This is a genomic window from Rhodococcus sp. 05-339-2 (assembly GCF_002258965.1).
GTDB lineage: Bacteria > Actinomycetota > Actinomycetes > Mycobacteriales > Mycobacteriaceae > Rhodococcoides.
The window spans coordinates 20,758-47,058 of record NZ_NOYW01000018.1 but is presented as its reverse complement, the minus strand read 5'-3'; the positions used below and the strand labels follow the sequence as shown (position 1 = coordinate 47,058).

The window sequence follows — 26,301 nt, the reverse complement described above, 5'->3', positions numbered from 1 at the left end:
AGGCCGGTCAGAGGATACGACTCAAGAACTGTTGTGTACGAGCGTTTTTTGGATTGTCGAAGAACTCGCGCGGAGGTGCCTCTTCCACGATCTTCCCGTCGCTCATGAAGACGACCCTGTCTGCGGCCGCTTTCGCGAAGCCCATTTCGTGGCTGACCACCACCATCGTCATACCCTCGTCGCGTAATCGAAGCATGACGTCGAGCACTTCGTTGACCATCTCGGGATCGAGGGCAGACGTGGGCTCGTCGAACAGCATCACTTCAGGCTTCATCGCCAACGCTCGGGCGATCGCCACGCGTTGCTGCTGTCCACCGGACAGTTGCGACGGGTAGTTCTCCCCCTTGTCCGCAAGGCCGACGAGGTCGAGCAGTTCCTGAGCTTGCCTGCGCGCCTTGTCCTTCTGCGTGCCGAGGACATGACGTGGACCCGATGCGACGTTGTCCAGCGCCGTCATCATGGGAAACAGGTTGAAGCTCTGGAACACCATTCCTGTGTGGTGCCGCTGCTTGGCGATCTGCGCCTCCGACAGCGGCGTTCGCTTGGCCCCTTCCGAGAAGCCCATCATCTCGCCGCATACTCGGACGGTCCCGGATTCGATCGTTTCGAGGCAGTTGAGCGTGCGCAGCAAGGTGCTCTTTCCACTTCCCGACGGCCCGAGCAGCAGGACCACTTCCCCTTTGTCCACCGTGAAATCGATGTCGTCGAGGACGACGAGATCGTTGTAGGCCTTGGTCATCTTCCTGACCTCGACCATCGTCGTGGCCTTCCTGGTAGTAGACGTCGCACTGGTCATCGGTTCACGGCCTCGGCTTTCATTGCGCTGTCGTCGAGCTTCTTACTCGACGGACCGCCCTTACGACGGTAATTGCGGTCGTATCCACGCCCTACCCGTACTTCGATCATCTTCTGAATCAACCCCCACAGAGTCGTCAGCACCAGGAAGTACAGCGCTGCGGCGCAGAGCCCTTCCAGCACTCGGAAATTCACCTGCACCAGGAACTGGGTCCGTCTCAGCAATTCCTGTACGGAGATGACCGACACCAGAGTTGTGGTCTTGAGCAACCCGTTGAAGCTGTTGCCGAGTGGAGGAATCATCACCCGTAGCGCCTGTGGGAGAACCACCACGCGGAAGACCTTCGTGGGCGACATGCCGAGGGCTCGTGCCGCTTCGGTCTGTCCGGTCGGAACCGAGAGCAATCCGGAACGGACTATTTCCGACAGGTATGCGGCTTCGTTGAGAACCAGGCCCACGAGTGCCGCCTCGATCACGCCCAATTTGATGCCGACCTGAGGAAGTCCGGTATAGATGATCACCAACTGCACCAGTAGAGGCGTGCCGCGCATCAGCCACACGTAGAACCCGGCGACTATCCGCAGGGGTGCGAGCTTGGATGATCGCGCGGAGGCGACCACCACTGCGAGAGCGAGTCCGAGGATCATGCTGACTACGGTGAGCCAGATCGTGACCCACGCGCCCTCGAGCAGCTGGGTGCTCGTCAGGATGGAGAAGAATGCGTCCCAGGACCACATGTGGGTGCCTTTCGACTTACGTTGGTCGGATCAGCTGTCGAGAGGACCGGTGCTCACGGCAATATCGCCGTCGTATCCGGTGACGTCGTACTGCTCGAACAGTTCGGGCAGATATCCGTCGCTCCTCATCTCCGACAGCACACGCGCCACCTCTGCGGAGGATTTGCTGTCCTTGGCGAATCCCATGGCCAGAGGTGCCTCGTTGATTCCACCGACGGCTGTCTCGAATCGTCCGTCTTCCTGGTAGAACGACGTGACCGACTCGACGATGGACGTGCCGTCGAGCTGGCCTGCCGAAAGCGCTTGATAGGCATCGGCATTGGTTTTGAATGTCTGCACTGTCAGTGCCGGCTTTCCTTCGGCCGCAAACTGCTCGGCCATGGCGGTCAGCGTGTCGAATTCGTATCCGGGCGCTTCGACCCCGATGGTCTTGCCCGCCAGGTCGTCCACGCTGGAGATCGATTCGGGGTTGCCCGACGGCACCGAGATCGAGACTGCCTGCACCTCGTACGGAACGAGATCGATGGTCTCGGCACGTGCAGGCGTGTAGAACATTCCGGTGTCGATCATGTCCCAACGGCCGGCCTGCACACCGGGAATCTGTGCCTCGAACTCGATGTTGACGAACTTCGGCGTCAAACACAGGCGCTTGGCGATCTCCTTACCGAGGTCGACACGCATGCCGATCACGTCCCCGTTCGGATCGACGTACTGCATCGGCGGAAGAGTCGCGTTGGTGGCCATCGTCAGTACGCCTTCTTCGGCAAGGTCCGAAGCACCGAGCGTGGGTGTGCAGTCCGTCGGCGCGGCTACGGAATCGTCCGAGGAACTACAGGCAGTGAGGCCGGCCACCACGACAGCGATAGCGGCGATTCCTGTTAACTTACGCATTGAGCGAGCCTTTCCATATCGACTGCAGCACTACACGTTCGAGGACGGGGCGGCAGCGACGACGAGGGAGTTGTTCGAGAAGAATCGATCCTTTGGGATCGATTGCATCAAGCGTCGCAGACGAATTCGGAGGCGTCAACGCGGTTAACACTGCCGACACGCGGTACATCAACTGTTAACCGTTCCAGGTGATCGCGCTCACCGATCACAGTGCGGCACACGACGACCGCTCCACCAGACGAGCACCGATTCGATACGTGCGCCCATCGGGTTCGAGTGAACCCTTGATCTGCTGGAACAGCAGGTCCATTGCCACATTCGCCAACTGAGCGGCACCGTTGTCGACGACTGTGATTGCCGGCTGCCACATCGCGAGCCACGGCATGTCCTCGTGGCAGATCAGCGACAACTCGTCCGGCACCGACACTCCTCTGCCGACGAGCGTGGGCAGGATGCCGAAGACAGCCTCGTGGTTGGCCGCATAGAGAGCAGTCATCGCCGGGGGTGCATCCAGTAACGAATTGATCGCTTCGGCACCGAACTCCGTGGTGAACGGGCCTTTCCGGACGATCGTCTCGTCGACCGGAATACCTGCGTCGGCCAGCGCCAGTCGATAGCCCTCGTAGCGCTCACGTCCGGAGGTCGCATCCTCGTTTCCACCGACATACCCGATACGACTGTGCCCGAGCTCGATCAGGTGCGCTGTCGCGTCGCGAGCACCCGTTACGTCATCTGCCAGCACCGTCGACGCAGAGCTCCCCTTCACCGAACGGATCAGGTTGACCACCGCTCGGCCCTGCTCCAGAAGCGCATTCGACGCCGCAGCACTTCGACCGCTGCCGATCACGATGGTTCCGTCGACGCCGTGCTCGCCCAGCATGGCCAGTACGTCGTCCTCGCGCGCCGGATCGGCATCGGTGATGCAGAGCAGTACCTGAAATCCACTGGCTGCTGCCCTCTTTTGGACGACCTCGGCGACAGTGTGAAAGGTCGCGTTGAGCAGGTTGTTCATGACCAGACCGATCAAATGCGACCGGTTGGAGCGCAGCGCGCTCGCGGCCCTGTTCGGCCGATACCCGAGAACCCGGGCCGCATCCTCCACCGCTGCCCGTGTCTCCGCCGAGATCAGCGACGATCCACTCAACGCGCGTGATGCCGTGCTGCGCGAAACCCCAGCAGCGCTCGCAACGTCGATCAAGGTGACCGCCATCGGTTCTCCGTTCTCTTGCTTCACGCCTAGGACAGACATATTCGACCGTGGTCGCGTTACAAGTACGTTTCCGGCTTGACGACTCGACCACCTCGAAGGCAGTCTATGCAATCGATCCCATAAATGCGGGTACGACGCGTCGTCGATCGTCCCGAGCCCGAAAGGCACTCCCATGAATCGCGATGATGTCGCGTGGTCCGGCTACTGGCCCGCTGCCCCCACACCGTTCACGCAGTCGGGTGCCGTCGATACCGAGGCAATTTTCGACTTGATGAATCTCTACGCGCAGACGGGAGTTCACGGTGTACTCGTGAACGGCAGCACAGGCGAATGGTTCAGCCAGAGCGACCACGAACGAAAGACCGTAACGGAAGCATCGATCGATGCAGTCGCAGGCCGCTTCCCTGTCGTGATCGGTGTCAGCGCGTACACAGCAGCGCAGTCCTCCGCGCTCGCGAAGCACGCTGCTTCCGTCGGCGCGGACGGCATACTGGCGACGCCTCCGCCCTACGTACACACCTCGGCGGAAGAGACATTCCAGTACTACCGAAGCGTCAGCACCGCAACATCACTGCCGTTCATGGCCTACAACTGGCCACGGGGCGTTGCGGTCGACATGGGAACCTCACCCGACTTGTTCTCTCGACTCGCCGACCTGGACAACGTCGTCGCGATCAAAGACAGCACCGGTGATTGGCTCGCCATGCTCGACACCGTCGAGGCCGTGTCAGACCGCGTCCGTGTATTCGGGAGTTTTCTGCATCGACGCGGCCTTGCCACGCTGCTCGAGCTGGGCGGGGACGGCAACATCGACGGAGGTGGGGTGGGCGCGCCCTTCGCGGTGCCGTTCTACGAGGCCGTCGCTGCACGGGACGCCGACACCGCGCGCATGTGGGTCGATCGTTACCGCGCGTTTTCGGGCCGGCTCATCGCCTCGGACTACAGCGGCGTCTACGCCTCCCCCATCCCTCAGTTGAAGGCCGTGATGAACCTTCTCGGTCAACCAGGAGGCACTGTGCGAGAACCACTGCTTCCGGTCACCGACGCCGACACGCTTGCCTCGCTGCAATCGGTCATCGTCGAATCGGGTATCGACGATGCCTACGCGACCTTAGGAGCTGTGCATGCGAACTGAAGTCGACGTCGTTGTCATCGGAGCCGGAATCGTCGGCGCAGCAACGGCTCTCGCCCTCACCCGCGCGGGATCCCGCGTCGCTGTACTCGATCGCACCCTGCCCAACACCGCCGGCTCGGGTACGACCGCGGGCAACCTGCACATCCAGACGATTCACACCCGCAGGCCTGGGCAGAGCCGAGCCGTCGACGTCGAACAGCTACTTCCGTTGCAGAAGTCGACGAGCACATTGTGGAACACGCTGGACGAGACCGTGCCTGGTCTCGGGCTGAACCGGTGCGGCGGCTTCATGGTGGCCGAGACCGAAGAGCAGGTCCACGCCCTCATCACGAAGCACCGATGGGAACGCGATGCGGGGATTCCGACGGAGGTACTGAGCGGTGACGAAGCGCGGCAGGCGCTACCTCTGCTCGGCCCGAGCATTCAGGCCGCAACCTGGTGCCCGTGGGACGGATTCGCCGAACCCGACCTCGCAGGCCCTGCCCTGTTGCGACAGGCCGCGGCCGAGGGTGCGTCTGTACACCCGTCGACACCGGTGATCGGACTGACCCACGACGGTGACGTCTGGACCGTCGACACCAATGGTGGGACGTGGATTGCACCTGTGGTGATAGACGTTGCAGGTCCGTGGATGGCACCGATCGCCGCGATGGCGGGGATATCGCTCGAACTCGTCCCGACGTCGTTGCAAATGCACGCGCTGAAAGCCGCGCCCCGGACGCTCGAAGTGCTCGTACAGCACGTCGGGGAAGGAATGTCGATCAAGCAGAATCGATCGGGACGCCTCGTCCTCGGCGGCGGCTGGCCTGCAGGTGCGTTCCACGACAGCGAGCCGGCCCCGAGCAGATCCGACAGCACCACGGGAAACCTGGAGCAGGTTCGACGGCTTCTGCCTGCGCTGAGCCACAATGCGCTCCTCGATACATGGACCGGGCCCGTGGTCACCACGCCCGACGAAATGCCGGTCATCGGAGAACTCGCCGGCGCCCCGGGACTATTCGTGGCAGGCGGCACCTACTCCTTCACCTTCGCACCGCTCTGGGGACACATCCTCACCGAGCTGGTGCACGGTAGGAAACCAGAGCTCGACGTAACAGCGTTCTCTCCGAACCGACTCGTCCGAATCCACGCTCACTGAAAGAAGGCTTTGAATGGCACTGGTCACGATGTTCGTCAACGGACAGGCGATGTCCGGCGGCACCCTGAACGACGCGTTGCACAAGGCGCGATTCGTGGGGAAAATCGATACCGCACCGAAATACCGATTCTTCTCCGTGCGTAACGAATTTCCCGGTTTGCACCCGGTGACAACCGATGGATACGTGGTACCGGGCGAGCTCTACGAGGTCGAGTACGACGTATTGCGCGACGAGCTCCTTCCCCGGGAACCGAAGGAACTCGAACTCGGGGTCATCGAGTTGGCGGATGGCTCGGGCTCCCTGTCGATGCGAATGCGCGAGAGCCATCTGACGGCCGCCGGTGTCACCGACATCAGTGACCGCGGCGGATGGCTGGCCTACCTCGCGAGCACACGATGAAGGTCGTGCGCGGTGGGATGGTCGTCGAATCCCACTGGGCCGCTCCGGCAGACCTGCTCATCGACGACGGCAGAGTCGTTGCGGTGCTCACCCCAGGGAGCAAGGTCGACGCGGCAGCAGAGGTCATCGATGCAACCGGGAAACTGGTGATGCCGGGTGGAGTCGATCCACACTGCCACGTCGGGTTCACCTCCGGCGAATTCACCTCGCTCGATTCGTATTTGGAGTGCACGACGGCGGCCGTGTTCGGCGGCACCACCACGATCATCGACTTCGCCATCCCCCGTCCAGGCCAACAGCCGCTGGACGCCGCCGAGGTACAGCGCGCGAAAGCGTCGAGCGGACTGTGCGATTCGGCTCTGCACGCCTGCGTCGTCGAGTGGACCGACACCACGGCCGACCAACTGAAGACGCTGGCCGACGCCGGCATCCGAACTGTCAAGATGTTCACCACCTATGCCGGTGAGACGATGGCCAACGAACACACCATCCTCAACACGATGCAGACCACTCGCGACCTCGGCGGAATGGTCATCATCCACTGCGAATCCGACGCGATCGTCACCGATGCGCAGAACCTCGCGGCGGCATCGGACGGTGTCGATGCCGCACACATGTCGCGAACGCGGCCGGAGCTCGCCGAGACCGCCTCGGTCGCAGCCATTCTCGCGATCGCCGAATCACAGAGTGCACCGGTCTACTTCGTGCATCAGTCCACTCCGGCTGCCGTCGAACTGGTCGCGGACGCTCGCAAACGAGGACTTGTTGCCTTCACCGAATCGGTCGCCCACCATCTGATCCTCGACGACTCGGCCTACGAGGGTGAGCAACCGGAAGGATTTGTCTGCTGCCCACCGCTGCGCTCGGCCGAGGTGGTCGAGGAACTCGGGCGTCACCTGTTCACCGGGCACGTCACCACCATCGGTTCCGACCATTGCTGCTACGACACCGCACAGAAGCAGGTGCACAGCCACGACGTGCGGCATATGCCCAACGGACTCCCCGGAGTCGAGACGCGTCTCCCGGTGATCTACTCGCACTACGTGGACGGATTGGGTCTGACGGCCAGCAGATTCGTGGAGTTGACCTCGGCGAATCCAGCGCGCACCAATGGCCTCTATCCACGCAAGGGCTCACTGATGCCGGGGTCCGACGCCGACATCGCGATCTGGGACCCCGAACTGGAATGGACGGTGACCACCGAATCACTCCACATGGCGACCGACTACACCCCGTACGAGGGACACCGACTTCGAGGGAAGCCGGTCACCGTGATCGTGGGCGGCGAAATTGTTGTCCACGACGGCGAACTCATCGACGCCACTCCCCGCGGTCGACACCTCGAGGCCTCACCCCTCGACTTCAGCGGGGCATTCAGTATGTGATCCTCGTACACGAGCGATCTCGCTCTTCGTCCACGGACGATCCGATAGGTCTACTTGTCGGCAAGTCCCGTTGCCGCTGCCAAGTATTCGCGTGAGTCTCGAAATGTTTGCGCAACACCGCGTCCAGCGATGGCTTGGTACCGACTGAGCCGGTCGTCATCGAGAGCTTCGAGGACGGTACTGGAATCCGCGTGCATCCAACCTCCGTCTCGAACCAGTTCGTGGGCGCGTTTGCTGGGTAGCGCCGAAATACCCTCGACCCTGATCCCATTCGGATCGGTCGACGCCGCGATGTAATAGGCCTTCTTGCCGGGGTACCCGGCCTTGACCTTCTCGCGCAACCGGAAGACGGCATCGGCCGCGTCGTCGATGGCCGATGCCTGTTCGTCGGAGCCCGATTCGGCGGCAGAGATTCGCGCGATCTCTCCATCGAGCGCGGAAAGCAAAGTGGCGAGGTACTCGAGATCGCTCATGGACCCATGATGCCCTAGATCAGTGATCCCTCGGACCAACACCCGACCGCAGGATGTCGGCACCTGTACACCTCGGGCTCAACCTGAGCAAGCGCACAGTCCAGATGCCTACCGACAGTGGCCGCGCAGTCGTGACACTTCTTACTCCCTGAACGGAATCGGTCTGCGACCGGCGGACCCAGAACCGATGTGAGTCAGCGCCGACGCTCGGTTTCGATCGATCGCGCGGAATTCGCAGCCGTCGGCGACGCCTGGCGTCGACGGTCCAGTAGGTAAGTCACCCCAACACCTGCGACCAGTCCCCAGAACGGTGCGCCGAGTCCTCCGACATCGGTGCCGGAGATGGTCACCAACAGAGTGATCAAGGGTGCGAGAGTCGGCCGACCGGTCGAGTCGGAGAACGCGGCGGTGAAGGCACCGCGCAGAGCCTCCAGCATGGCCAATCCTGCGAGAGCGGCGATGAATGTTGCGGGTACCACGGCCAGCCCTCGCACCAACAGCGGCGCGAGCAGACCCACGACGATAGCCAACACGCCGCAGGTCATTCCCGCGGTGTACTGCCGCGATCGCTCGCCCACAGCAACGAGCAAGGCATTGGTGGGACCGGCAAGACATGTCGACACCGCCCCCAGCGGCGCGACCAGAAATGACCAGACGCCACAGGCGACGGTGACGGCGGTCATCGGCGGCCGGTGACCCGCGGAGTTCAGTACAGCAGCGCCCTGTCCGTTCTGCACCGCGACCACGGTGATGGCGAGAGGTATCACCAACTGAGCCATTGCCGCCCCGCTGAACGACGGTGCAACGAGTTCGGGCAGACCGACGAGGGGCAACTCGGCTGCCGGACCGCTCGGTGCGGTGTACCCACCGGATGCTGCGAGAGCAACGAGCCCGGCGACCAGTGCTGCGAGGACCGGAGGCACCCGTTTCGACCAGGTGTCGGAGCGACTCAGCGCCAACCATGCCACGACCATGCTGCCTGCGACGAGCACATCGGTCGAAACAGACTGCACGAGTCCAGTTCCGAACGACAGAAACGCACCGGCAACCATGGCCATCACCACACTGTGCGGCAGGAAGGCCATCAGCTTCGAGACCACGCCGGTAGCTCCGAGCACGATGATGAGCATCCCGGTGACGAGGTACGCCCCGACGACTTCCGGCCAGGTCAACGACGCCAACGACTGACCGACCAGAACAGTTCCCGGAATGGTCCAGAAGAAGCTGAGCGGCATTCGGTACACCCAGCTCGCCGCCACGGTGAGAAAGCCGTTGAGCACGAACACTCCGAATACCCACGACGCAGTCTGCGCGGCGGTGAGCGAGCCTGCAGCTGCGGCACCCATGATGACCGCAACTGGGCCGGTCGCGCTGAACAACACACCGGTTGCTCCCGCACCGACGTACTGCCCGCCGAAGTCGGCGCGAAGGACACGCAGACTCGGCGGGCGACGCTCCGGCAACTCGCCGGCGGCAGGCTTGTCGAAAATATCTGTCATTCGGCCACTTTCACCGGTTCGTGGGATGCTCGATCGGACTGTCGCAGTGCCCGAACCGCGGGGACAGCGGTTGTGACGAACGCTCCGAGCAGCGCTACGACAGCGAAGATGTAGAACGCTGTGGACGACGCGATACCGGCTCCGAGCAAGATCCCGCCGACTAGCGGTCCGAGAATGCCACCGAGCCGGCCGAATCCGGCGCACCACGCAACACCTGCTGCGCGGGCGGTGGTGGGATAGTAATTCGAGACGAATCCGTAGATCAGGACCTGGGTGCCGATGGCACCGATGCCGGCACCGGCAACGGCGACGAGTAGAACACCGAGCGGGAAGTTCAACGTCAACAGAACCAACGACAGTGCGGCGAGGCAGAAGGTGACCGCGATGACGCGTTGCGGTCCGGTGCGGTCGGCGACACGGGACGCGATAAGCCCGCCGATGATGGCACCGCCGTTCAGCACCAGCAGGAATGACAGCGAGCCCTTCGCGTTGTATCCCGCCTCGGACATGATCTGTGGAAGCCAGGTGTTGAGGCCGTAGGTCAGCAGTAAGCCGGAGAAGCTCATCAGTCCGAGGAGGGCCGTCGGGCGCAGCAGCGGCTTGCGGGCCAGGGCGGCAAACCCGACGCGATCCCCGGCGATCGGTGTCTCGGCCTCGGGCATGGGAATGCCGGTTCGAGCGCAGATCTGCTGGGCGTCGGCGGTGCGCCCGTGCGCCAACAGCCACCGCGGTGACTCCGGCATACGAAGCAACGCCAGCGGCAACAGCACGAACAGAGGGAGCGCACCGATCCAGAAAAGGCCGCGCCAGCCGATCGAATCCTGCAGAGTGATCGCGGCCAGCGATGCCAGCACACCGCCTGCGGGAATGCCGCTGTAGACGATGGCATTGAACAGGTTTCGTCGTCCGGGCGGTGCAAATTCGGCGATCATGGCACCGACGGTGGCGACGAGGCCACCCACTCCGATTCCGGTCAGGAACCGGAGAATGCCGAACATCGTGATGTTCTGTGCGAGGGCGGTCGCCCCCATCCCCACCGAGAACCACACGATGCATGTCAACATCGTTCTGCGACGACCGATCCGATCACCGAAAGCACCGGCCGTCAACGCACCGACCATGACTCCGATCAGGGCGTAGGAACCGAGTGCGCCCGCAGTCTCGGGATCGAGCGCGCCCAGCTGAGCGGAATCGGCGAGGAGAGTCGGCAGCACGGTACCGTAGACGACGAGGTCGTAGCCGTCGAAAACAATTGCTGCCGTGGACAGAGCAACGATCCACAACACACTTCGGCGGTGTCGGTCACTGGCCCAACTGGAGTCGGTGGTGGTGTCCGGGGCATTCATCGGGGATCCTTTTCGGTCGGGTGGTACCGCGTCGAGACTGCATCGGCGCTGACGGCCGAGCGGGTGATTTCACTGTTCCAGACTGTGCGTCGAGTCACACCAGGGCTTTACCTAGCGCCTACCTCGGTATTACGAAAGCTGCTGTATCCCAATCATGTTGCCGAGGTCTCATCGGTCGACCGCGTGGCGGCAAGTTCGGCTCTCGAACGGATGCCCATCTTGGCGTACACCCTGGTCAGATGAAACTGAACGGTCTTGACCGACAAGAACAATTCGGCCGCTACCTCGCGATTGGTCATCCCTGTGGCGACCAGGGTCGAGACGGCGTCCTCCTGCGGGGTCAGTGCATCGTGAGCTCTGTCCTTCAGAACGGCATGCACACCACCGGCTTTGAGTTCACGGTCGCACCGTCGTACGTATGTGGTTGCCCCCAGTGCCAGATAGCCTTCGCGTGCCGCGCTGACGACGGCATCGGCCTCGCGCCGCTTCCCGGCTCTGCGCAGAGTCTGCCCGTAGGCGTAGTTGACTCGGGCGCGGTCGTATGTCAGGGGCAGCGGTGCCAACGAAGCGAGGGCGTCCTCGAATGATGCTCGGGCAGAATCGAGATCGCCCATTGCGCCGTGCAGCCTGCCACGAGCGCAGGCAAGGCGTGCGTGTGCTGACCGGTGACCACGATCGCGCACTCTGGCCTCGTGTGGAATCAGAAACTCGTCCGCCTCGTCGAGTCGGCCCTCGACTATCAACGCGTTGGCGTACACATCCGGCCAAGCCCAGAAACCGGGTTCGGATACGTCGGCGTGAGCCCACTGCTCGGTCAACGGGGAGAGAGCGCGGAGGACCCCTGCATAGTCCGCTCGAGCCTCCGCGATGGCTGCACGACCGAGAGCCGCTGGCACTTTCATGATCTCGTAGTCGCGGGCGCCGGAATCACCGCGGTGTGCGCTGGTTGCGGCGGCCACCCAGTCTCCGCGTAGTGCGTGGATCTGCGTCGCGGTCCACTGGAGCAGCGGAACGATCAATGCGGCACCGGAACGGTCGGCCAGGTCGGAACCAGCTCCGACCAACCGAAGCGCCGCATCCCACTCGCCGGTGACGAAGTAGGTGCGCGCCAGCCAGCCGTGAGCCCACAACGAGATTCGCGTCGAACCGCCGAGGAAGTCGGTCGGTGCTGCGGCTTCGAGTTCGGAGCGCGCGAGATCGATGTGGTCCGTTGCGAAGTGGAGCCAGCCCGCACCCATCTGCACCCGTTGTCCGACGGCCCCGGTACTGGCGTGACCCCACAGGTCTCGGTAGCTGCTCAGTGCTTCTGCGACACGCCCTGTGCCCGCCAGCCCGAGACCTCGAATGGACTGTGCCTCCACTGCGGTTGCGTGGTCGGCTCCGACGAGTTCGACTGCACGGTCTGCCCAGCGCACGAGATTGGCACCGTCGCAGCGCGCCAGATTGTGCAGCACCTGTCGATGACAGATCACTGCGGCGACCTCGGGGTCGTGTCGCGTCCGGACCAGCTGCCATGCCCGAGTCAGGCGAGCTTCGGCTTCGTTGGGGCGGCCCCGCAGGATGGCCAGGTATCCGAGAACGGCATTGCGAGTTGGGGTCTCGCGGAGACTTTCGATCTCGGCAATGTAGTCCGAGGCCGTGCGCATGTCCCCCGCACCGATGAGGGCGTCCACCGCGCGAACCAAGCGATCCTCTCGCTCGCCCGGGTCCTGTGTCGACCTACTGGACAGCAGGTAAAGCCTTGCTGCCGTTGCCCATTCCCCCTTCCCTGCCCGAGATCCGGCGAGCGTGTCCAGTCGGTCCGACACCAACGGGTCGGGCAGCGGCGAAGCTTCGACCAGATGCGCAAGCTGATCGGCCGGGTCGGCCTCGGCTGCTGCAGCGGCTCGGTGCACTTGCGCGCGCTCGACTCTGCTCATCGTCGCGAGCACCGCGGCACGGACCGTCGGATCTCGAACTTCGAGGATGGTCGCCGCGGAGCTGCGTCGGACGGTCACCAGGGCGAATTGTTCTGCGAGATCGACAGCAGGCCAGGGATCGTCGATACCGGCAACCTCGCACACCGTGGTCAACGGTCGGCCGCCTTCGAGAACGGTGACGGCCGAGGCCAGACGCCGAGCCTCGACGGTGCAGAGAGCAAGAGTGGTCCGAACGTCTGCCTCCACGAAGGCGGGCGCAGGCAGGTCGGGGCGAACACCCTTCCAGGTCTCGCGCGGCACCTCGTCCAGCAGCGCCAGGGCGTGTCGAGGACGCCCACCGGTGTGACGCGTCAGGTGAGCAGCCGAGGACGGTGACAGGATGATCCCCTGCAGTGCGGCGATTTCGGCAACGGCCGACACCGTCAGCGCCGGTACCGGCACGGACAGGTCGGCTGCGCGATCGAGAACCCGGTGCGACTCGATGAAGCCGTCGGGCAACGGCTTTCGAGTACATACGACCGCGAGTCTCGCGGATCGGTGGTGCCTGACGGCGGAGGCGAGTGCACGGAGAGAGTCCGCGTCACAGTCGTGCGCGTCATCGATCAGCAGGATCGTCACGGCGTCCGTCGCCAACGCGTCGGCGATGCGGTGTCCCCATTCGACCGGGTCCGTCCCTTCGATCCGGACGCCCGGGACGAGTTGCGTGACGAGGCCGAACGGCACGTGCGTTTCCCACGGCACTGCACCTGCGCGGCGCACCACCGTGCGCTGCCCCTCGCTGCCGACCGTCCGTTCGACTTCACGCAGAATCGACGATGCGCCGATGCCCGCCGGGCCGGTCAGCACCACAAAGGTCGACGTCGTCGCGCAGCCGTCGAGCGCCCGAATCAGGACGTCCAGCAGTTCACCGCGGCCGATCAACGGTGAAGGGGACATGACGTCACCGTATCCGCGGCGTACGAGTGCGTCCGGCGATCGAACCAACACGGTCATGACTCAGCCCGGGTCGCCGCCGGCGACCGGGAGCACGGTACCGGTGATGTACGACGCCTCGTCGGAGGCGAGGAAGCAGATCGCTGCGGCTTGCTCGTCGAGTGTTCCGTAGCGTTTGAGCAACGAGGAGTCCACGGTCTGGTCGACGATGGCCTGGTACCAGTCCTTCTCCTGCTCCGTCGAGGGTGCGGGTCCACGAGCGACGCGTCGCGGTGGTGCGTCGGTACCGCCGGGGGCCGTGGCAACCACCCGAACACCGTGCGGTGCCGCCTCGAGGGCCAGAGTCGCCGTGATGGCGTTGACGCCCCCCTTCGCAGCTGCGTAGGGAACCCGGTGGATGCCGCGGGTGGCGACCGAGGAGACGTTGACGATGGTGCCGCCGCCGCGTTCGATCATGTGCGGGATCACGGCGCGGCAGGACCACAGCGTCGGGAACAGCGACCGGGAGATTTCCTTCTCGATCTGCTCGGGCGGGTACTCGGCGAACGGTTTGGCCCAAATGGTGCCGCCGACGACGTGAACGGACACGTCGACGCGTCCGTGTACAGCGAGTGCGGCGTCCACCACCGCCGAAGCGCCTTCCCAGGTTTCTAGGTCTGCGATCACGGGGGCGGCCTCGACGCCGTCTCGTTCGAGTTCCTCGGTGAGCTGGCCGACCAACTCGGACCGGTCGGCCAGGATCAGTGATCCTCCTTCGGCACCGATCCGTCGGGCGACGCACTCACCGATGCCCTGAGCGGCACCGGTGACGAGGACGACTTTGCCTGTGAATCGGCCCGGGCTGACGAACCTGGGACGTTTGTTCGTCCGGGATTCGTGCATGGCGCGCTTCATCGTCGCCTTCGACCGGTCGGCGTGATCGGCGATCAGTGTCCGTGCGCGCTCACGGTCCTCGGCCTCGAACGCGTCGACGATGTCCAAGTGGTCCTGGGCGCAGAGCGGATCGCACCAGGTCGCGTTGCGCAGCACGTCCTCCATGGCCGCTTTCACCCCGAGAGCTCGGTAGGCCTGCAGCAGGTGCTCGTTGCCCGTTTGGGTGAAGAGATAGTCGTGGAAGGCAGCGTTGGTCTCGGTGTAGGCGGCGGCGTCGACGAACCGATCTCCGTCGACGTAGCGGGTGGTGGTCTCCGCCAGCAATCGGTAGCCGGAGATCTGCTGCGATGACAGTCGGCCGATCACGAGTTCGAGGGCACCGAGTTCGAGGGCGCGCCTGGCCTCGAACACCGCGTCCGACTCATGCACGGAGGGATGTTCCTCGCCGATCTCGTACCCCGAATTCGAGGCAGACACCGGGGTCACTTCGGAACTCCGCACGACGAGCGGCTGAATATCTCGCGGCGGCCAGATACGTTGCGCTGCAACGGAGTGCGCCTCCGGGGTCAGGGCCAGGTCTAGGCTCTCGTCCAACCCGCCCCGGTCGGCCGTCGAGCCGGCCACGGCGACGCGCTGACCTGCGATCGCGCGCATGGTTTCCGCCTCGTCGGACGCCGAGAAGCCCGTGTTTCGCTCGTGCAGAGGTTCCCTTACGCGACTGCCGAACACCGCTCGTCCGAAGATGCTCCTGCCGTCGAGAGCGGGTTCGAGGTCGGCCGATGCTGCAGGTACGACGTCGGCATCGACTGTGGCGATTGCCGCGTCGATGGTCTGTTGCCGGTCGTCGTTCGCCAGAACCTCCGTCGCAGAATCGGTGTCGTCGAGACTCTCCTTCACAGCTGCCGAGGACGGCGCGAACTTCTCGTAGTAGAAGCCGGTCGGTTCGATGCCGGCCTCGGTGAAGTGCATTCGGACGGCCTCGACCATCGGAGGCGGACCGCAGAGGTAGACGGCGACATCGCCGCCGTTGAGGTGTGCGTCGGTCAACAGGGCGGTGACGTACCCCTTGTTCGTAGCCGTGGTGCGGGGATCCGAGACGCAGTGATCCCACGTGAACGAGTCGAGCGCACTTGCCAGATCGGCGAGTTCGTCCAGCTGGACGACGTCGTCGTCGGTGCTGACTCCATACACGAGATGCACTGGACGATTGCTCGATTCGGCCGCCAGGGTACGCAGAATCGACAGGATCGGGGCCAGCCCGGTCCCGCCGGCCAACAGCAGCGCAGGCCGCTGCGCCTCGCGCAGAAAGAAACTGCCGTGTGGGCCGGTGAACGAGATCTTGTCCCCCACGGCCGCCGTGTCGTTCAGGTAGGTGGACATCAGGCCACCCGGGGTGAGCTTGACCAGGAACTCCAGCTCGTCGGATCCCGACACGCAACTGAAGGAATAGGACCTGGTCTCCTCGGACCCGGGGACGGTGATGTTCACGTATTGGCCCGGAAGAAAGGCGAGTGAGCCATTTGCCGGTGCCTCGACGGCGAGCCTGACCGTCGTCGGAGAGAGTTTCTCCACGGCGGTCACGACCGTGTCATGCGTTGCCGCTTGGGTTTTCGCCACCGCCGATGTGCTGGCGATCTGCAGTACGAGATCGGAGGTGGGCTTCATGCTGCAGGGCAGGCAGTAGCCCTCGTCCGATTCGGACTGCGATAGCGCGTCGTCGAGGTAGGTACCGCCGTCGTACTCCCCCGATTCGCACAAGGCCTTGCAGGTTCCGCACGCACCGTCCCGGCAATCGAGAGGGATGTTGATCCGCGAGCGATAGGCGGCGTCGGCGACGGTCTGTTCGTCCTCGCAGGTGATGAAGCGGGTGACACCGTCCTCGAAAGACAGTGCGACGGAATGACTCACGATGGAACTCCTCGGGATTACGGAAGACGATTCAGAAGTGATAGATGTCGACGACGTGATGGATGTAGTCGTTCTTCAGCACCACGGTCTTGCGCCGGATGAGCGGCGAGTCGCCGGAGAAGTCGATCGTGTAGAACGAGGTTCCGTAGTACGGATCGATGGTCTTGTAGCGGAAGTACATGGTGTGCCAGTTGAATCGGACGTCGACGATATCTCCCCGCCGTTCGATCACCTCGACGTTGCTGATGTTGTGACTGGTCCGAGGTTCGGGAATCGACGTGGCGCTGGACCGTTCGGTCCTGATACGGAAGACGCGATCTTCCAGGCCACCCTTGTTCTCGTAGTAGATCAGCGAGATGTCGGTCTGGGGATCCTCGGTGAGCAGGTCGTTGTCGTCCCAGCAAGGCATCCAGTACTCGACGTCGTCCGCGTAACACGTGAGCCACTTCTCGAACTCGCGATCGTCGAGGTAGCGCGCTTCGCGGTAGAGGAACTGCTCGATGGAGGACTGCGTGATCAACCGCGATGAGGCGGCACGCTCGGTATCGAGATTGTCGACGGTGGCAGTCATGTCAGACCTCCTGTGCTGCAACGGGTGCGGAGTCGGCCGCGCGCTGCTTGTCGAGGGCCGCGAGCAGGGTCTTGCGCCAGTAGCCGTGTTGTACAGGGAACAGGCCCTCGTCTTCGTTCTTCACACCCGCAGAGATGACACCGGGCATGTCGAGGGCCTCGGCCACCGGATCGGGACCGGTCAGCCAGTGCTCTGCGCCGCGACTCATGTCGTTCCACGGCGCATTGGTCGCCTGAAACGTCAGCTGGCACGAGCGAAACTCCTCCAGATCGTCGGGTGTGGCCATGCCCGATGCATTGAAGAAATCCTCGTACTGCCGGATCCTGTGTGCGCGAGCCTCTTTGCTCTCCCCCTTGGGAGCGATGCAGTAGATGGTGACCTCGGTCTTGTTGGGCGCGATCGGCCGGAAGTGCCGGATCTGCGTGCTGAACTGGTCCATCAGATAGACGTTCGGGTACAGGCACAGGTTGCGCGAACCTTTGACCATGAACTCCCCCTTGGCGTCGCCGAACTTCTGCTTCAACGCATCCATCTGGTCCCACAGTGGGCGGTCCTGGGGGTTGGCCGCCCAGGTCCACAGGCAGAGATGTCCGTTGGGGTACGACCAATAGCCGCCGCCGGACTTGCCCCAGCCGCCTGCGTCGAGCGCCTTGGTGGTGTTCTTGGATTCACCGTTGTTGCGGCGAGAGGTGGTCGCGGCGTAATTCCAGTGCACGGCGCTGACGTGATACCCGTCCGCCCCGTTCTCTGCCTGCACCTTCCAGTTCCCGTCGAAGGTGTACGACGAGGATCCGCGGAGAACTTCGAGGCCTTCGGGTGACTGGTCGACGAGCATGTCGATGACTTTCGTCGTGTCACCGAGGTGCTCGGCAAGGGTCGAGACGTCGTCGTTGAGGCTCGCGAACAGGAATCCGCGGTAGCTCTCGAATCGGGGAACCTTGGTGAGGTTGTGCGACCCGTCGACGTCGAACGTGTCGGGGTAGCCGGCACCGTCGGGATCCTTGACCTTGAGCAAGGTGCCGTCGTTGCGGAACGTCCAGCCGTGGAACGGACACGTCAGCGTCGGACGGTTGTCGGTCTTGCGACGGCACAGCATGGCACCGCGGTGGGCGCACGCGTTGACGAGGCAGTGCAGCTCGCCGTCCTTGTCGCGTGTGATCACGACGGGCTGGCGGCCCATGTGCACGGTGAAGTAGTCACCGTTGTTCGGAAGCTGACTCTCGTGGGCGATGTAGATCCAGTTGCCTTCGAAGATGTGCTTCATCTCGAGCTCGAAGACTTCCTCGTCGGTGAAGATACAGCGGTTGGCGCGGTAGATGCCCGCCGCTGCATCGTCGATCACCGCTCCCTCGATCGTGTTCTGCACGTGATCCAGCATGTCGGTCATATCGGGTTCCTCCAGGCGCTTCGAGTTCGACTGAAAGCGACTGTGTCAGGGAGTGGTTGCCGTCACACCAGGGCTTTACCTAGGCCCGACCTGGGGTCCTATTGATCACCGTTGCTTATCAATCAGGCGCAAATAGGTCTTTGTCAACGATGGATCAGACCCTTAGTGTGGTCCGAGTCACCTCGAACGCACGGAAAGGCTCGGCCATGGAACTGCGGCACCTGTATCACTTCGTGGCAGTCGCCGAGACTCGCCATTTCGGGCAGGCCGCCACCCGGCTACATCTGGCTCAACCTGCGCTGTCGCAATCGGTTCGCCAACTGGAGGCCGAGTTGGGTGTGACGTTGCTGGCCAGGACGACGCGCCAGGTGAGTCTGACTCCGGCGGGAGAGTTCTTCTACCGAGAAACGCTGCGGAACCTCGACAGCCTGGAGCAGAGCGCGCGCGGAGTGCGACGGATTGCCGAGGGCCGATACGGGTTGGTGCGCATCGGCTTCACCGGTACGGCCGCGTTCGACCGATTACCGCCGATCGCACGAGCGATCAAGCAGAGACTGCCTGGCATCGCCTTGGAAATTCATGGCGACCTGCTCACCCCGGCACAGGTCGAGGGTCTGCGCTCGGAACACCTCGACGTCGCCGTACTGCGGCCCCCTGTTGCGGGCGACGATCTGGAGTTGCGCACGATCACCACGGAATCGCTTGTGCTTGCACTGCCCGTCGACCATCGGTTCTCCACCGAACCCGCGCTCGAGGTCGCCGATCTGGCCTACGAGGACTTCGTCATGTACGCAGACACTCATTCGGTCGTCAACGAAGCTGTGGTGACAAGTTGTCGCGCAGCGGGTTTCAGCCCCCGTCGTGAACACGAGGCTCCGGATACGTCGGTCCTGCTGGCACTCGTCGCTGCGGGACTGGGTATTGCGTTGGTTCCGGAATCCGTTCGCGCCCTGCAGTTGAACGGTGTCGTATTCCGCGACATCGCCGGCGCGAGCACCATCGATCTGGCGATGGCCTGGCACAGAGACCGTCCTTCTGCACTCGTCGACGCACTCGTCCGTGCCCTAGAGGACGCGGGTGTTCTGCCGCGCCTCGAATCAGCCGTTTCCTCCGAGCCGAAGGGCATGTCGTGAAGATAGTCGCCGTCGACGCGATCCCGTATTCGATCCCGTACCGGAAACCGCTGAAGTTCGCCAGCGGTGAGGTCGCTGCGGCCGACCACGTACTGGTTCGGGTGCACACCGACGACGGCGTGGTGGGTGTCGCCGATGCTCCGCCCCGGCCGTTCACCTACGGCGAGACCCAGCGCGGTGTGACTGCGGTGATCGAGACCGTCTTCTCCCCCGCGATCATCGGCCTCACCCTTTTCGAGCGCGAGGTGGTACATGCGAAACTTGCACGCACCGTGGGCAATCCAGTAGCGAAGTCCGCAGTGGACATGGCCATCTGGGACGCGCTCGGGCAGACGCTCGACCTGCCCGTGACCGAACTGCTCGGTGGATACGCCGACCGCATGCGGGTGAGTCACATGCTCGGATTCGATACTCCGGCGGCGATGGTCGACGAAGCCACCAGAATGCGCGAGACCTACGGAATCGAGGTGTTCAAGGTCAAGGTGGGGCGTCGACCCGTAGCTCTGGACACCGCTGTCGTCCGTGCGCTCAGAGAAGGGCTCGGCGATACCGTCGAGTTGTATGTCGACGGCAATCGTGGATGGACCGCAGCCGAATCTGCACGCGCTATGAAGGACATGTCCGACCTGGGGCTGACGCTGGCAGAGGAACTGTGCCCGGCCGACGACGTTCTCGGTCGTCGGTGGTTGGTCCAGCAGCTCGACGTCCCTTTCGTAGCAGACGAATCCGCGACCACCCCGGCCGAGGTCACCCGTGAAATTCTCGGTGGATCCGCAACGGCAGTGAGTATCAAGACTGCGCGCACCGGATTCACGACGTCCCAGCGGACCCACCATCTGTGCGAGGGGCTCGGCGTCGACGTGGTGATGGGCAACCAGATCGACGGACAACTCGGGACGGCGTGCACCGTGGCCTTCGGTGCCGCGTTCGACCTATCGTCGCGCCGCGCAGGCGAGCTGTCGAACTTCCTCGACATGAGCGACGACCTGCTCACCGAAAGCCTCGAGATTCGAGACGGCACGCTCAGTGTCCTGCCGGGCTCCGGGCTCGGTGTGCGCATCGACCCGGACAAACTCGCCAAATACCGTACCGACCAATGATTTCCAGCCCCACAACACATTTTCCACACAAGGAGCAGACATGAGTGTCGATCACGCGGAAACGAACAACCTGACCGGCGAGGTGGCGACCGCCGCCGCATCGGGTGCGAACGCCACCCAGCGCTTCACCTCCGACAAAGCGTCGAGCGCAGCGGGGACGCCACCGGAACGCGTCAGTCTGCTTGCACGGCAGATACTCTCGGCGGTCAACGACACGGTCCGTGAACACAAGGTGACCTATGACGAGTACAATGCACTCAAGGCGTGGCTCATCGACGTCGGGCAGACCGGTGAGTGGCCGCTGTTCCTCGACGTCTGGGTCGAGCACGTGGTCGAAGAGGTTGCCGGTGAATCCCGAGAGGGCAGCAAGGGCACCATCGAAGGCCCGTACTACGTCCCCGGTGCACCCGAGCTCGGATCGGCCGCGATCCTGCCCACCCGCGACGGCGAGAAGGGCACCCCGCTGCTGTTCCAGGGCCAGGTCAAGGCAGTGGACGGAACACCACTGGCGCATGCCGTCATCGAAATCTGGCACGCCGACGCAGACGGCTTCTACTCGCAGTTCGCACCCGGAATCCCCGAATGGAATCTGCGCGGCACCGTGACCACCGACGATCAGGGCCAATTCTGGATCCACACCATGAAGCCTGCGCCCTACCAGATACCGACCGACGGGGCGTGCGGCAAACTCATCTCTGCCGCAGGCTGGCACCCGTGGCGCCCGGCGCACCTTCACCTGAAGGTCGCGGCCGACGGCTACCAGCAGATCACCACTCAGCTCTACTTCCCCGGTGACGCTCACAACGACGACGACGTCGCCAACGCCGTCAAGCCGGAACTGATTCTCGACCCGAAGGACGTCGACGGTGGCCAAGAAGTGACGTACGACTTCGTACTCGACAAGGACTGAGAGACATGCTGTTTGCAGTGAAGATGGACGTCGCGCTGCCGCGGGATCTCGATGCGGACGTACGAACCGACACCCTTGCCAGGGAGAAGGCGTACTCGCAGCAGCTGCAGCGCGACGGCGAGTGGGTGAGCATCTGGCGACTCGTAGGTCGGTACTCCAACCTCAGTATCTTCGATGTACGGGACAACGAGCGACTGCACGAGATTCTGTGGAATCTGCCGCTGTTTCCGTACATGAGTATCGACGTGAGCCCACTCGCCCGGCATCCGTCGGACATCTCCGCGGTGTGAGCGATGACCTGCCAGGGTGAGCAGTGGCGGGAAGAGCGGTGGCGGGACGAGCTCGGCGACGCGTTCGCCGGACTGGTTCCCGAGTGCATCGACGACCGACCGTTGACCGGATTGATCGAGGGCACCACGGTCGGTGAGCTGGGCGCATTCGAGGTCGCAGGCTCGCCGCAGACGGTGCGACGGTCCCGCTCGGCTGTGCGCAGACGACCCACCGATGCGGTGAAGGTGTGCGTGCAACTTCGGGGTCGAGCAATCGTGCGACAGGGCGACCGCGAACTGGTCATTCGTCCGGGTCAGCTCGGGATCTACGACACGCGACGAGCATACGATCTGCGGCTGGAGGGCGACTGGCGATGCGCGGTGATGGCATTCCCGCCCAGTGCACTTCGGCTGCCGCACAGGTTGATCGATGCCACGATGCAACGCGCACATGACGCCGGCTCCGGCCCCGGCGCGGTACTCGACTCCTTCGTCCGGGCAGCACTCGCGCAGGCCGAGGACGACGCGGTCGATTCCGGCTCGGCCCTGCGTTTCGCCGACGCCGGGCTCAGCCTCATCAGCAGTGCCCTCACTGCGGGCAATCACATCGACGTCGACGATGCAGGTGCGCACGCGAGGAAGCTGGCCGTCCTCACCTACATCGGGCAACACCTCCTGGACCCCGACCTGTGTCACCATTCCGTTGCTGCGGCATTCGCCATGTCACCGCGTAGTCTCGACAGGTTGTTCGACGACGAAATCGCAACTGTCACAACCACTATCCGCGATATGAGACTCGACGGTGCCCGCCGAGATCTACTTGCGGCCCGAGCACTGAGGTCCACGGTCGGCGCTGTTGCCGGGCGTTGGTGCTTCTCCGACGCGGCGCACTTCAGTCGACTGTACAAGCGCAGATTCGGCATCAGCCCGTCAGCAGAACGTACCGCGCTTCGCTGACTTCCGGTCGACCAACGGCGCTGTCCGGCAACGGATCCGCCGATACTCGGCGTGAATCGTCAAGAACTGCGGCGGCAATCGTCAACCGCAACACCCTCTCGCTCCGCACACTGAGGTCTACCGGTGTGGTGCCGGCCACTGGTGAAAGGATCGAACGAGATGGACGAAGCATTCGACTACGTGATTGTCGGCGGCGGATCGGCCGGCTGCGTGCTGGCGTCACGACTGAGCGAAAACCCCGATGTCACAGTGCTGCTGCTGGAAAGCGGAGGCCGCGACGATCACCCGGACCTCGCAGTTCCCCCCGCCTGGCCGTCGCTCTGGGGAAGCAACGTCGACTACTCCTACAACACGGTTCCACAGAAGGCGGCCGGCGGCGGTGCGCACAACTGGCCGCGCGGTCATACCCTCGGCGGAAGCAGCTCCATCAATGCGATGGTCCATTTACGCGGACACCGGAACGACTTCGACACCTGGGCGCAGGTGGCGGGGGAATCGTGGTCGTACGACGCAGTGCTGCCGTACTTCATGAAGTCCGAGACTGTCGTCGGTGGAGACCCGAAGGTTCGCGGAGACAAGGGCCCGTTGCGTCCGGCACCGTCGTCCTCGCCGAATCCGGTGTCTCGGACGTTTCTCGATGCGGCCACCGAGGCCGGTCATCCCATCACCGACGACTTCAACGGCACCGAACAAGAGGGCGCGGGGTGGCACGATCTGGCGATCTCGGACGGTGCCCGGCTCAGCGTGGCGTCGGCCTACCTGACACCCGTCGAGGCGCATCGCCCCAACCTCACCGTGTCGACCGGATCGCGGGCGCAGCGCCTGGTGGTGGAAGACGGCCGCTGCGTCGCCGTCAGATACCGACGTGACGGCGAGCCGATGACGGCGTCGGCTCGACAGGACGTCATTTTGAGCGCGGGTGCAGTGGATTCGCCGCGGTTGCTGCTGCTGTCCGGAATCGGCCCGGCGGAGGAACTGCAGGAGCTCGGTATTCCCGTCGTACACGATCTACCGGGTGTGGGGCGAAACTTGCACGACCACCCCCTGTGCAGTGTGGTGTACGAAGCGGCGCAACCGATTCCGCCCGCGTCCACGAATCACGCCGAGGTGTCCATGCTGTGGCGCAGCGATGACGAGCTCGACGGTCCGGACATGCAGTTGATGTTCATTCACGTGCCGTTCCACCAGCCGACCCTGGTCGCCCCGGCGAACAGCATCACGTTCGGTGTCACCACCGTGCCCGACAGTCGCGGCAGCGTTCGGTTGGCGACAGCCGACCCGGACGATCTACCACTGATCGATCCGGCGTATCTGACCGCACCGTCGGACGTGGACCGACTGGTCGACGCTATTGCTGTGGCCCGCAACATTGCTGCGACCGACGCCTTCGCGGCGTGGGGTCTGACGGAGGTGCTTCCCGGCGTCGAGGTGGATTCGGTTGCAGCACTGCGGGATTACGTCGCCCGAGGCACGGGGACCTACTACCACCCCGTGGGTACCTGCGCGATGGGAACCGGCCCTGAGTCGGTCGTCGGGCCTGATCTTCGGGTGCACGGCATCGACGGCCTGCGCGTGGTCGACGCGTCCGTCATCCCGAGGGTCGTGTGTGTGAACACCAATGCCGCGACGGTGATGGTTGCGGAGAAGGCCGCGGACCTGATCGGTTGACCGGCAATGTATTTCGAGAACAAAAAGCTTCCGAGGGAAAGAGAATCAGCGTGAGCAATACATTGTTGGGTACCGACTGGCACGGCCGAATCCACAGCGGCGGGTGGCGTGCCGGTGGTGGCGGCACAACGAGTACGACCGAACCGGCGACCGGTGCGAGTCTGGGCGAGATCGGGCTGGCGAATGCGGACGACGTCGACGATGCCGTGGCCAGGGCCCGGGCCGCGCAGCCGGCGTGGGCAGCCACCCCCGGCCACGAGCGCGCTGCTGTGATCCGGGACATCGCGGAACTGCTCGAGGCACACTGCGGTGAGTTCGAGGAATGGCTCATCCGCGAGGGTGGATCGGTACCGGGCAAGGCTGCGTTCGAGGTCGGTCTCGTACTGAGCGAGCTGTGGGAAGCGGCAGCTCTGCCCACCCAGCCCTACGGCCATCTGCTGCCCACCAGCGAAGCCGGCCGTTCCAGTATCGGCCGTCGCGTACCTATCGGCGTCGTCGGCGTCATCAGTCCGTGGAACTTTCCGCAGATCCTGTCGATTCGCGCAGTCGCTCCCGCACTGGCCCTCGGAAATGCAGTCGTGCTCAAGCCGGACGTGCAGACTGCGGTGTCGGGTGGTGTGTTGTTCGCCCGTCTCCTGGAGGAGGCCGGGGTGCCGGAGGGCCTGTTCCACGTGCTGCCGGGCGACGCCGAGCCCGGGGCTGCGGTCGCCGAACATCCCGGCATCGGCATGGTCTCGTTCACCGGCTCCACCGCTGTCGGCCGGAAGGTCGGCGAGGCGGCCGGACGCACGCTCAAACGCGTCTCGCTCGAACTCGGCGGCAACAACGCACTGATCGTCCTGGACGACGCCGATCTGGAAGCGGCCAGTTCAGCGGGTGCGTGGGGGTCGTTTCTGCATCAGGGGCAGGTCTGCATGACGGCCGGTCGACACATCGTGCTCGAGTCCGTGGCGGACAAGTACCTCGATCGTCTTGCCGCGCGGGCGAAGAACCTCCCGGTGGGAGACCCGTTCACCGAGCAGGTCGCGCTCGGACCGTTGATCAACGAGACGCAGTTGAAGAACGTGGACCGTATCGTCTCCGAGACCGTGGCGGCCGGGGCGGAGGTTCGAGCCGGTGGAAGGCATCGCGAGTTGTTCTACGAGCCGACGGTGCTCGCAGGGGTCACCTCGTCGATGGCCGCGTTTCGGGAAGAGATCTTCGGTCCGGTGGCTCCCGTCGTCGTCGTGCGCGACGAGGACGAAGCCGTCGCGGTCGCCAACGACACCGAATACGGTCTCGTGGCCGCGATCCAGACGGGATCGGCCGACCGCGGCCGCCATCTCGCCGACCGCCTGACCACAGGGATCGTCCACGTGAACGACCAGACTCTGAACAACGACGCGTATGCCCCGTTCGGTGGAACCGGTGCCTCCGGCAATGGTGCACGATTCGGTACCCAGAGCAGTTGGGACGAGTTCACTCAATGGCAGTGGCTTACCGTTCGCGACCACGCCCACCCGTTCCCGTTCTGACCGACAGCGATGTGCGCCGAACTCGAAGCTGGGGACGATCATTCGCCGAAATGCATCCACAACTTCGAGTTCGGCGAGCCGTGTCCTGACGCGGTCAGGGTCTGCAAAGGTCGGGTCAGCACTCCTGTCCGTGGACTCTGCCCGCCACC

At 63.9% G+C, this 26,301-nt stretch carries 22 protein-coding genes; 11 read left to right on the top strand and 11 right to left on the bottom strand.

Annotated elements, in window-relative coordinates:
* Nucleotides 1–7: 7 nt before the first annotated feature.
* From CH273_RS18075 to CH273_RS18060, 4 genes are all read right to left on the bottom strand, one after another.
* On the bottom strand, nt 8–757 hold the full coding sequence (locus tag CH273_RS18075) for an amino acid ABC transporter ATP-binding protein (protein ID WP_032398167.1): 750 nt from the start codon (nt 755–757) through the stop codon (nt 8–10).
* Between the two features lie 35 nt (nt 758–792).
* Nucleotides 793–1,533, bottom strand: a complete 741-nt coding sequence (locus CH273_RS18070; RefSeq protein WP_032398168.1) for an amino acid ABC transporter permease — start codon at nt 1,531–1,533, stop codon at nt 793–795.
* A gap of 30 nt (nt 1,534–1,563) precedes the next feature.
* A complete protein-coding gene (locus CH273_RS18065; protein WP_032398169.1) occupies nt 1,564–2,424 on the bottom strand; it encodes an ABC transporter substrate-binding protein in 861 nt (286 codons plus the stop codon).
* Between the two features lie 205 nt (nt 2,425–2,629).
* Nucleotides 2,630–3,634, bottom strand: a complete 1,005-nt coding sequence (locus CH273_RS18060) for a LacI family DNA-binding transcriptional regulator (RefSeq protein ID WP_032398504.1) — start codon at nt 3,632–3,634, stop codon at nt 2,630–2,632.
* A gap of 172 nt (nt 3,635–3,806) precedes the next feature.
* On the opposite strand from CH273_RS18060, the gene CH273_RS18055 reads away from it, so the two are divergent.
* The 4 genes from CH273_RS18055 to hydA are packed head-to-tail and all read left to right on the top strand — an operon-like array spanning nt 3,807 to nt 7,692.
* Entirely contained in the window at nt 3,807–4,769 is a 963-nt protein-coding gene (locus CH273_RS18055) for a dihydrodipicolinate synthase family protein (RefSeq protein WP_032398170.1), read from the top strand.
* Complete coding sequence (locus CH273_RS18050) at nt 4,759–5,907, top strand: NAD(P)/FAD-dependent oxidoreductase (protein ID WP_032398171.1); 1,149 nt, start codon at nt 4,759–4,761, stop codon at nt 5,905–5,907. Before CH273_RS18055 ends, CH273_RS18050 begins: the two co-directional genes overlap by 11 nt.
* A gap of 13 nt (nt 5,908–5,920) precedes the next feature.
* Nucleotides 5,921–6,307: an allophanate hydrolase-related protein gene (locus tag CH273_RS18045; RefSeq protein WP_032398172.1), complete on the top strand. Its 387-nt coding sequence runs from the start codon at nt 5,921–5,923 to the stop codon at nt 6,305–6,307.
* Complete coding sequence (hydA, locus tag CH273_RS18040; protein WP_032398505.1) at nt 6,304–7,692, top strand: dihydropyrimidinase; 1,389 nt, start codon at nt 6,304–6,306, stop codon at nt 7,690–7,692. The genes CH273_RS18045 and hydA overlap by 4 nt, the downstream gene beginning before the upstream one ends.
* Nucleotides 7,693–7,742: 50 nt before the next feature.
* Here hydA and CH273_RS18035 read toward each other — a convergent pair whose 3' ends face one another.
* The 7 genes from CH273_RS18035 to benA form a co-directional block, all read right to left on the bottom strand.
* Nucleotides 7,743–8,165, bottom strand: a complete 423-nt coding sequence (locus tag CH273_RS18035; RefSeq protein ID WP_032398173.1) for a hypothetical protein — start codon at nt 8,163–8,165, stop codon at nt 7,743–7,745.
* A 194-nt stretch (nt 8,166–8,359) separates the two neighbouring features.
* A complete protein-coding gene (locus CH273_RS18030; protein ID WP_082322669.1) occupies nt 8,360–9,664 on the bottom strand; it encodes a benzoate/H(+) symporter BenE family transporter in 1,305 nt (434 codons plus the stop codon).
* Nucleotides 9,661–11,010, bottom strand: a complete 1,350-nt coding sequence (locus CH273_RS18025) for an MFS transporter (RefSeq protein ID WP_032398174.1) — start codon at nt 11,008–11,010, stop codon at nt 9,661–9,663. Before CH273_RS18025 ends, CH273_RS18030 begins: the two co-directional genes overlap by 4 nt.
* 152 nt (nt 11,011–11,162) lie before the next feature.
* Nucleotides 11,163–13,865: a helix-turn-helix transcriptional regulator gene (locus CH273_RS18020; protein WP_052050521.1), complete on the bottom strand. Its 2,703-nt coding sequence runs from the start codon at nt 13,863–13,865 to the stop codon at nt 11,163–11,165.
* Nucleotides 13,866–13,925: 60 nt separating this feature from the next.
* Complete coding sequence (gene benC / locus CH273_RS18015) at nt 13,926–16,643, bottom strand: benzoate 1,2-dioxygenase electron transfer component BenC (RefSeq protein ID WP_032398175.1); 2,718 nt, start codon at nt 16,641–16,643, stop codon at nt 13,926–13,928.
* Between the two features lie 31 nt (nt 16,644–16,674).
* On the bottom strand, nt 16,675–17,214 hold the full coding sequence (gene benB, locus CH273_RS18010) for a benzoate 1,2-dioxygenase small subunit (RefSeq protein ID WP_032398176.1): 540 nt from the start codon (nt 17,212–17,214) through the stop codon (nt 16,675–16,677).
* Between the two features lies 1 nt (nt 17,215).
* Nucleotides 17,216–18,601, bottom strand: a complete 1,386-nt coding sequence (benA, locus tag CH273_RS18005) for a benzoate 1,2-dioxygenase large subunit (RefSeq protein WP_032398177.1) — start codon at nt 18,599–18,601, stop codon at nt 17,216–17,218.
* A gap of 206 nt (nt 18,602–18,807) precedes the next feature.
* Here benA and CH273_RS18000 point away from each other — a divergent pair, with 206 nt between their 5' ends.
* The 7 genes from CH273_RS18000 to CH273_RS17970 all read left to right on the top strand — a co-directional run bounded on the left by CH273_RS18000 (nt 18,808) and on the right by CH273_RS17970 (nt 26,152).
* Entirely contained in the window at nt 18,808–19,734 is a 927-nt protein-coding gene (locus CH273_RS18000) for a LysR family transcriptional regulator (protein ID WP_032398178.1), read from the top strand.
* Entirely contained in the window at nt 19,731–20,834 is a 1,104-nt protein-coding gene (locus CH273_RS17995; protein WP_032398179.1) for a mandelate racemase/muconate lactonizing enzyme family protein, read from the top strand. Before CH273_RS18000 ends, CH273_RS17995 begins: the two co-directional genes overlap by 4 nt.
* 40 nt (nt 20,835–20,874) lie before the next feature.
* Complete coding sequence (catA, locus tag CH273_RS17990; protein WP_052050388.1) at nt 20,875–21,744, top strand: catechol 1,2-dioxygenase; 870 nt, start codon at nt 20,875–20,877, stop codon at nt 21,742–21,744.
* Between the two features lie 5 nt (nt 21,745–21,749).
* Entirely contained in the window at nt 21,750–22,034 is a 285-nt protein-coding gene (gene catC / locus CH273_RS17985) for a muconolactone Delta-isomerase (RefSeq protein WP_032398180.1), read from the top strand.
* Nucleotides 22,035–22,037: 3 nt separating this feature from the next.
* A complete protein-coding gene (locus tag CH273_RS17980; protein WP_032398181.1) occupies nt 22,038–22,970 on the top strand; it encodes an AraC-like ligand-binding domain-containing protein in 933 nt (310 codons plus the stop codon).
* A gap of 159 nt (nt 22,971–23,129) precedes the next feature.
* Nucleotides 23,130–24,638, top strand: coding sequence for a GMC family oxidoreductase (locus tag CH273_RS17975; protein ID WP_032398182.1), 1,509 nt, complete (start codon nt 23,130–23,132; stop codon nt 24,636–24,638).
* 50 nt (nt 24,639–24,688) lie between these two features.
* A complete protein-coding gene (locus CH273_RS17970; protein WP_032398183.1) occupies nt 24,689–26,152 on the top strand; it encodes a benzaldehyde dehydrogenase in 1,464 nt (487 codons plus the stop codon).
* Nucleotides 26,153–26,301: the final 149 nt, after the last annotated feature.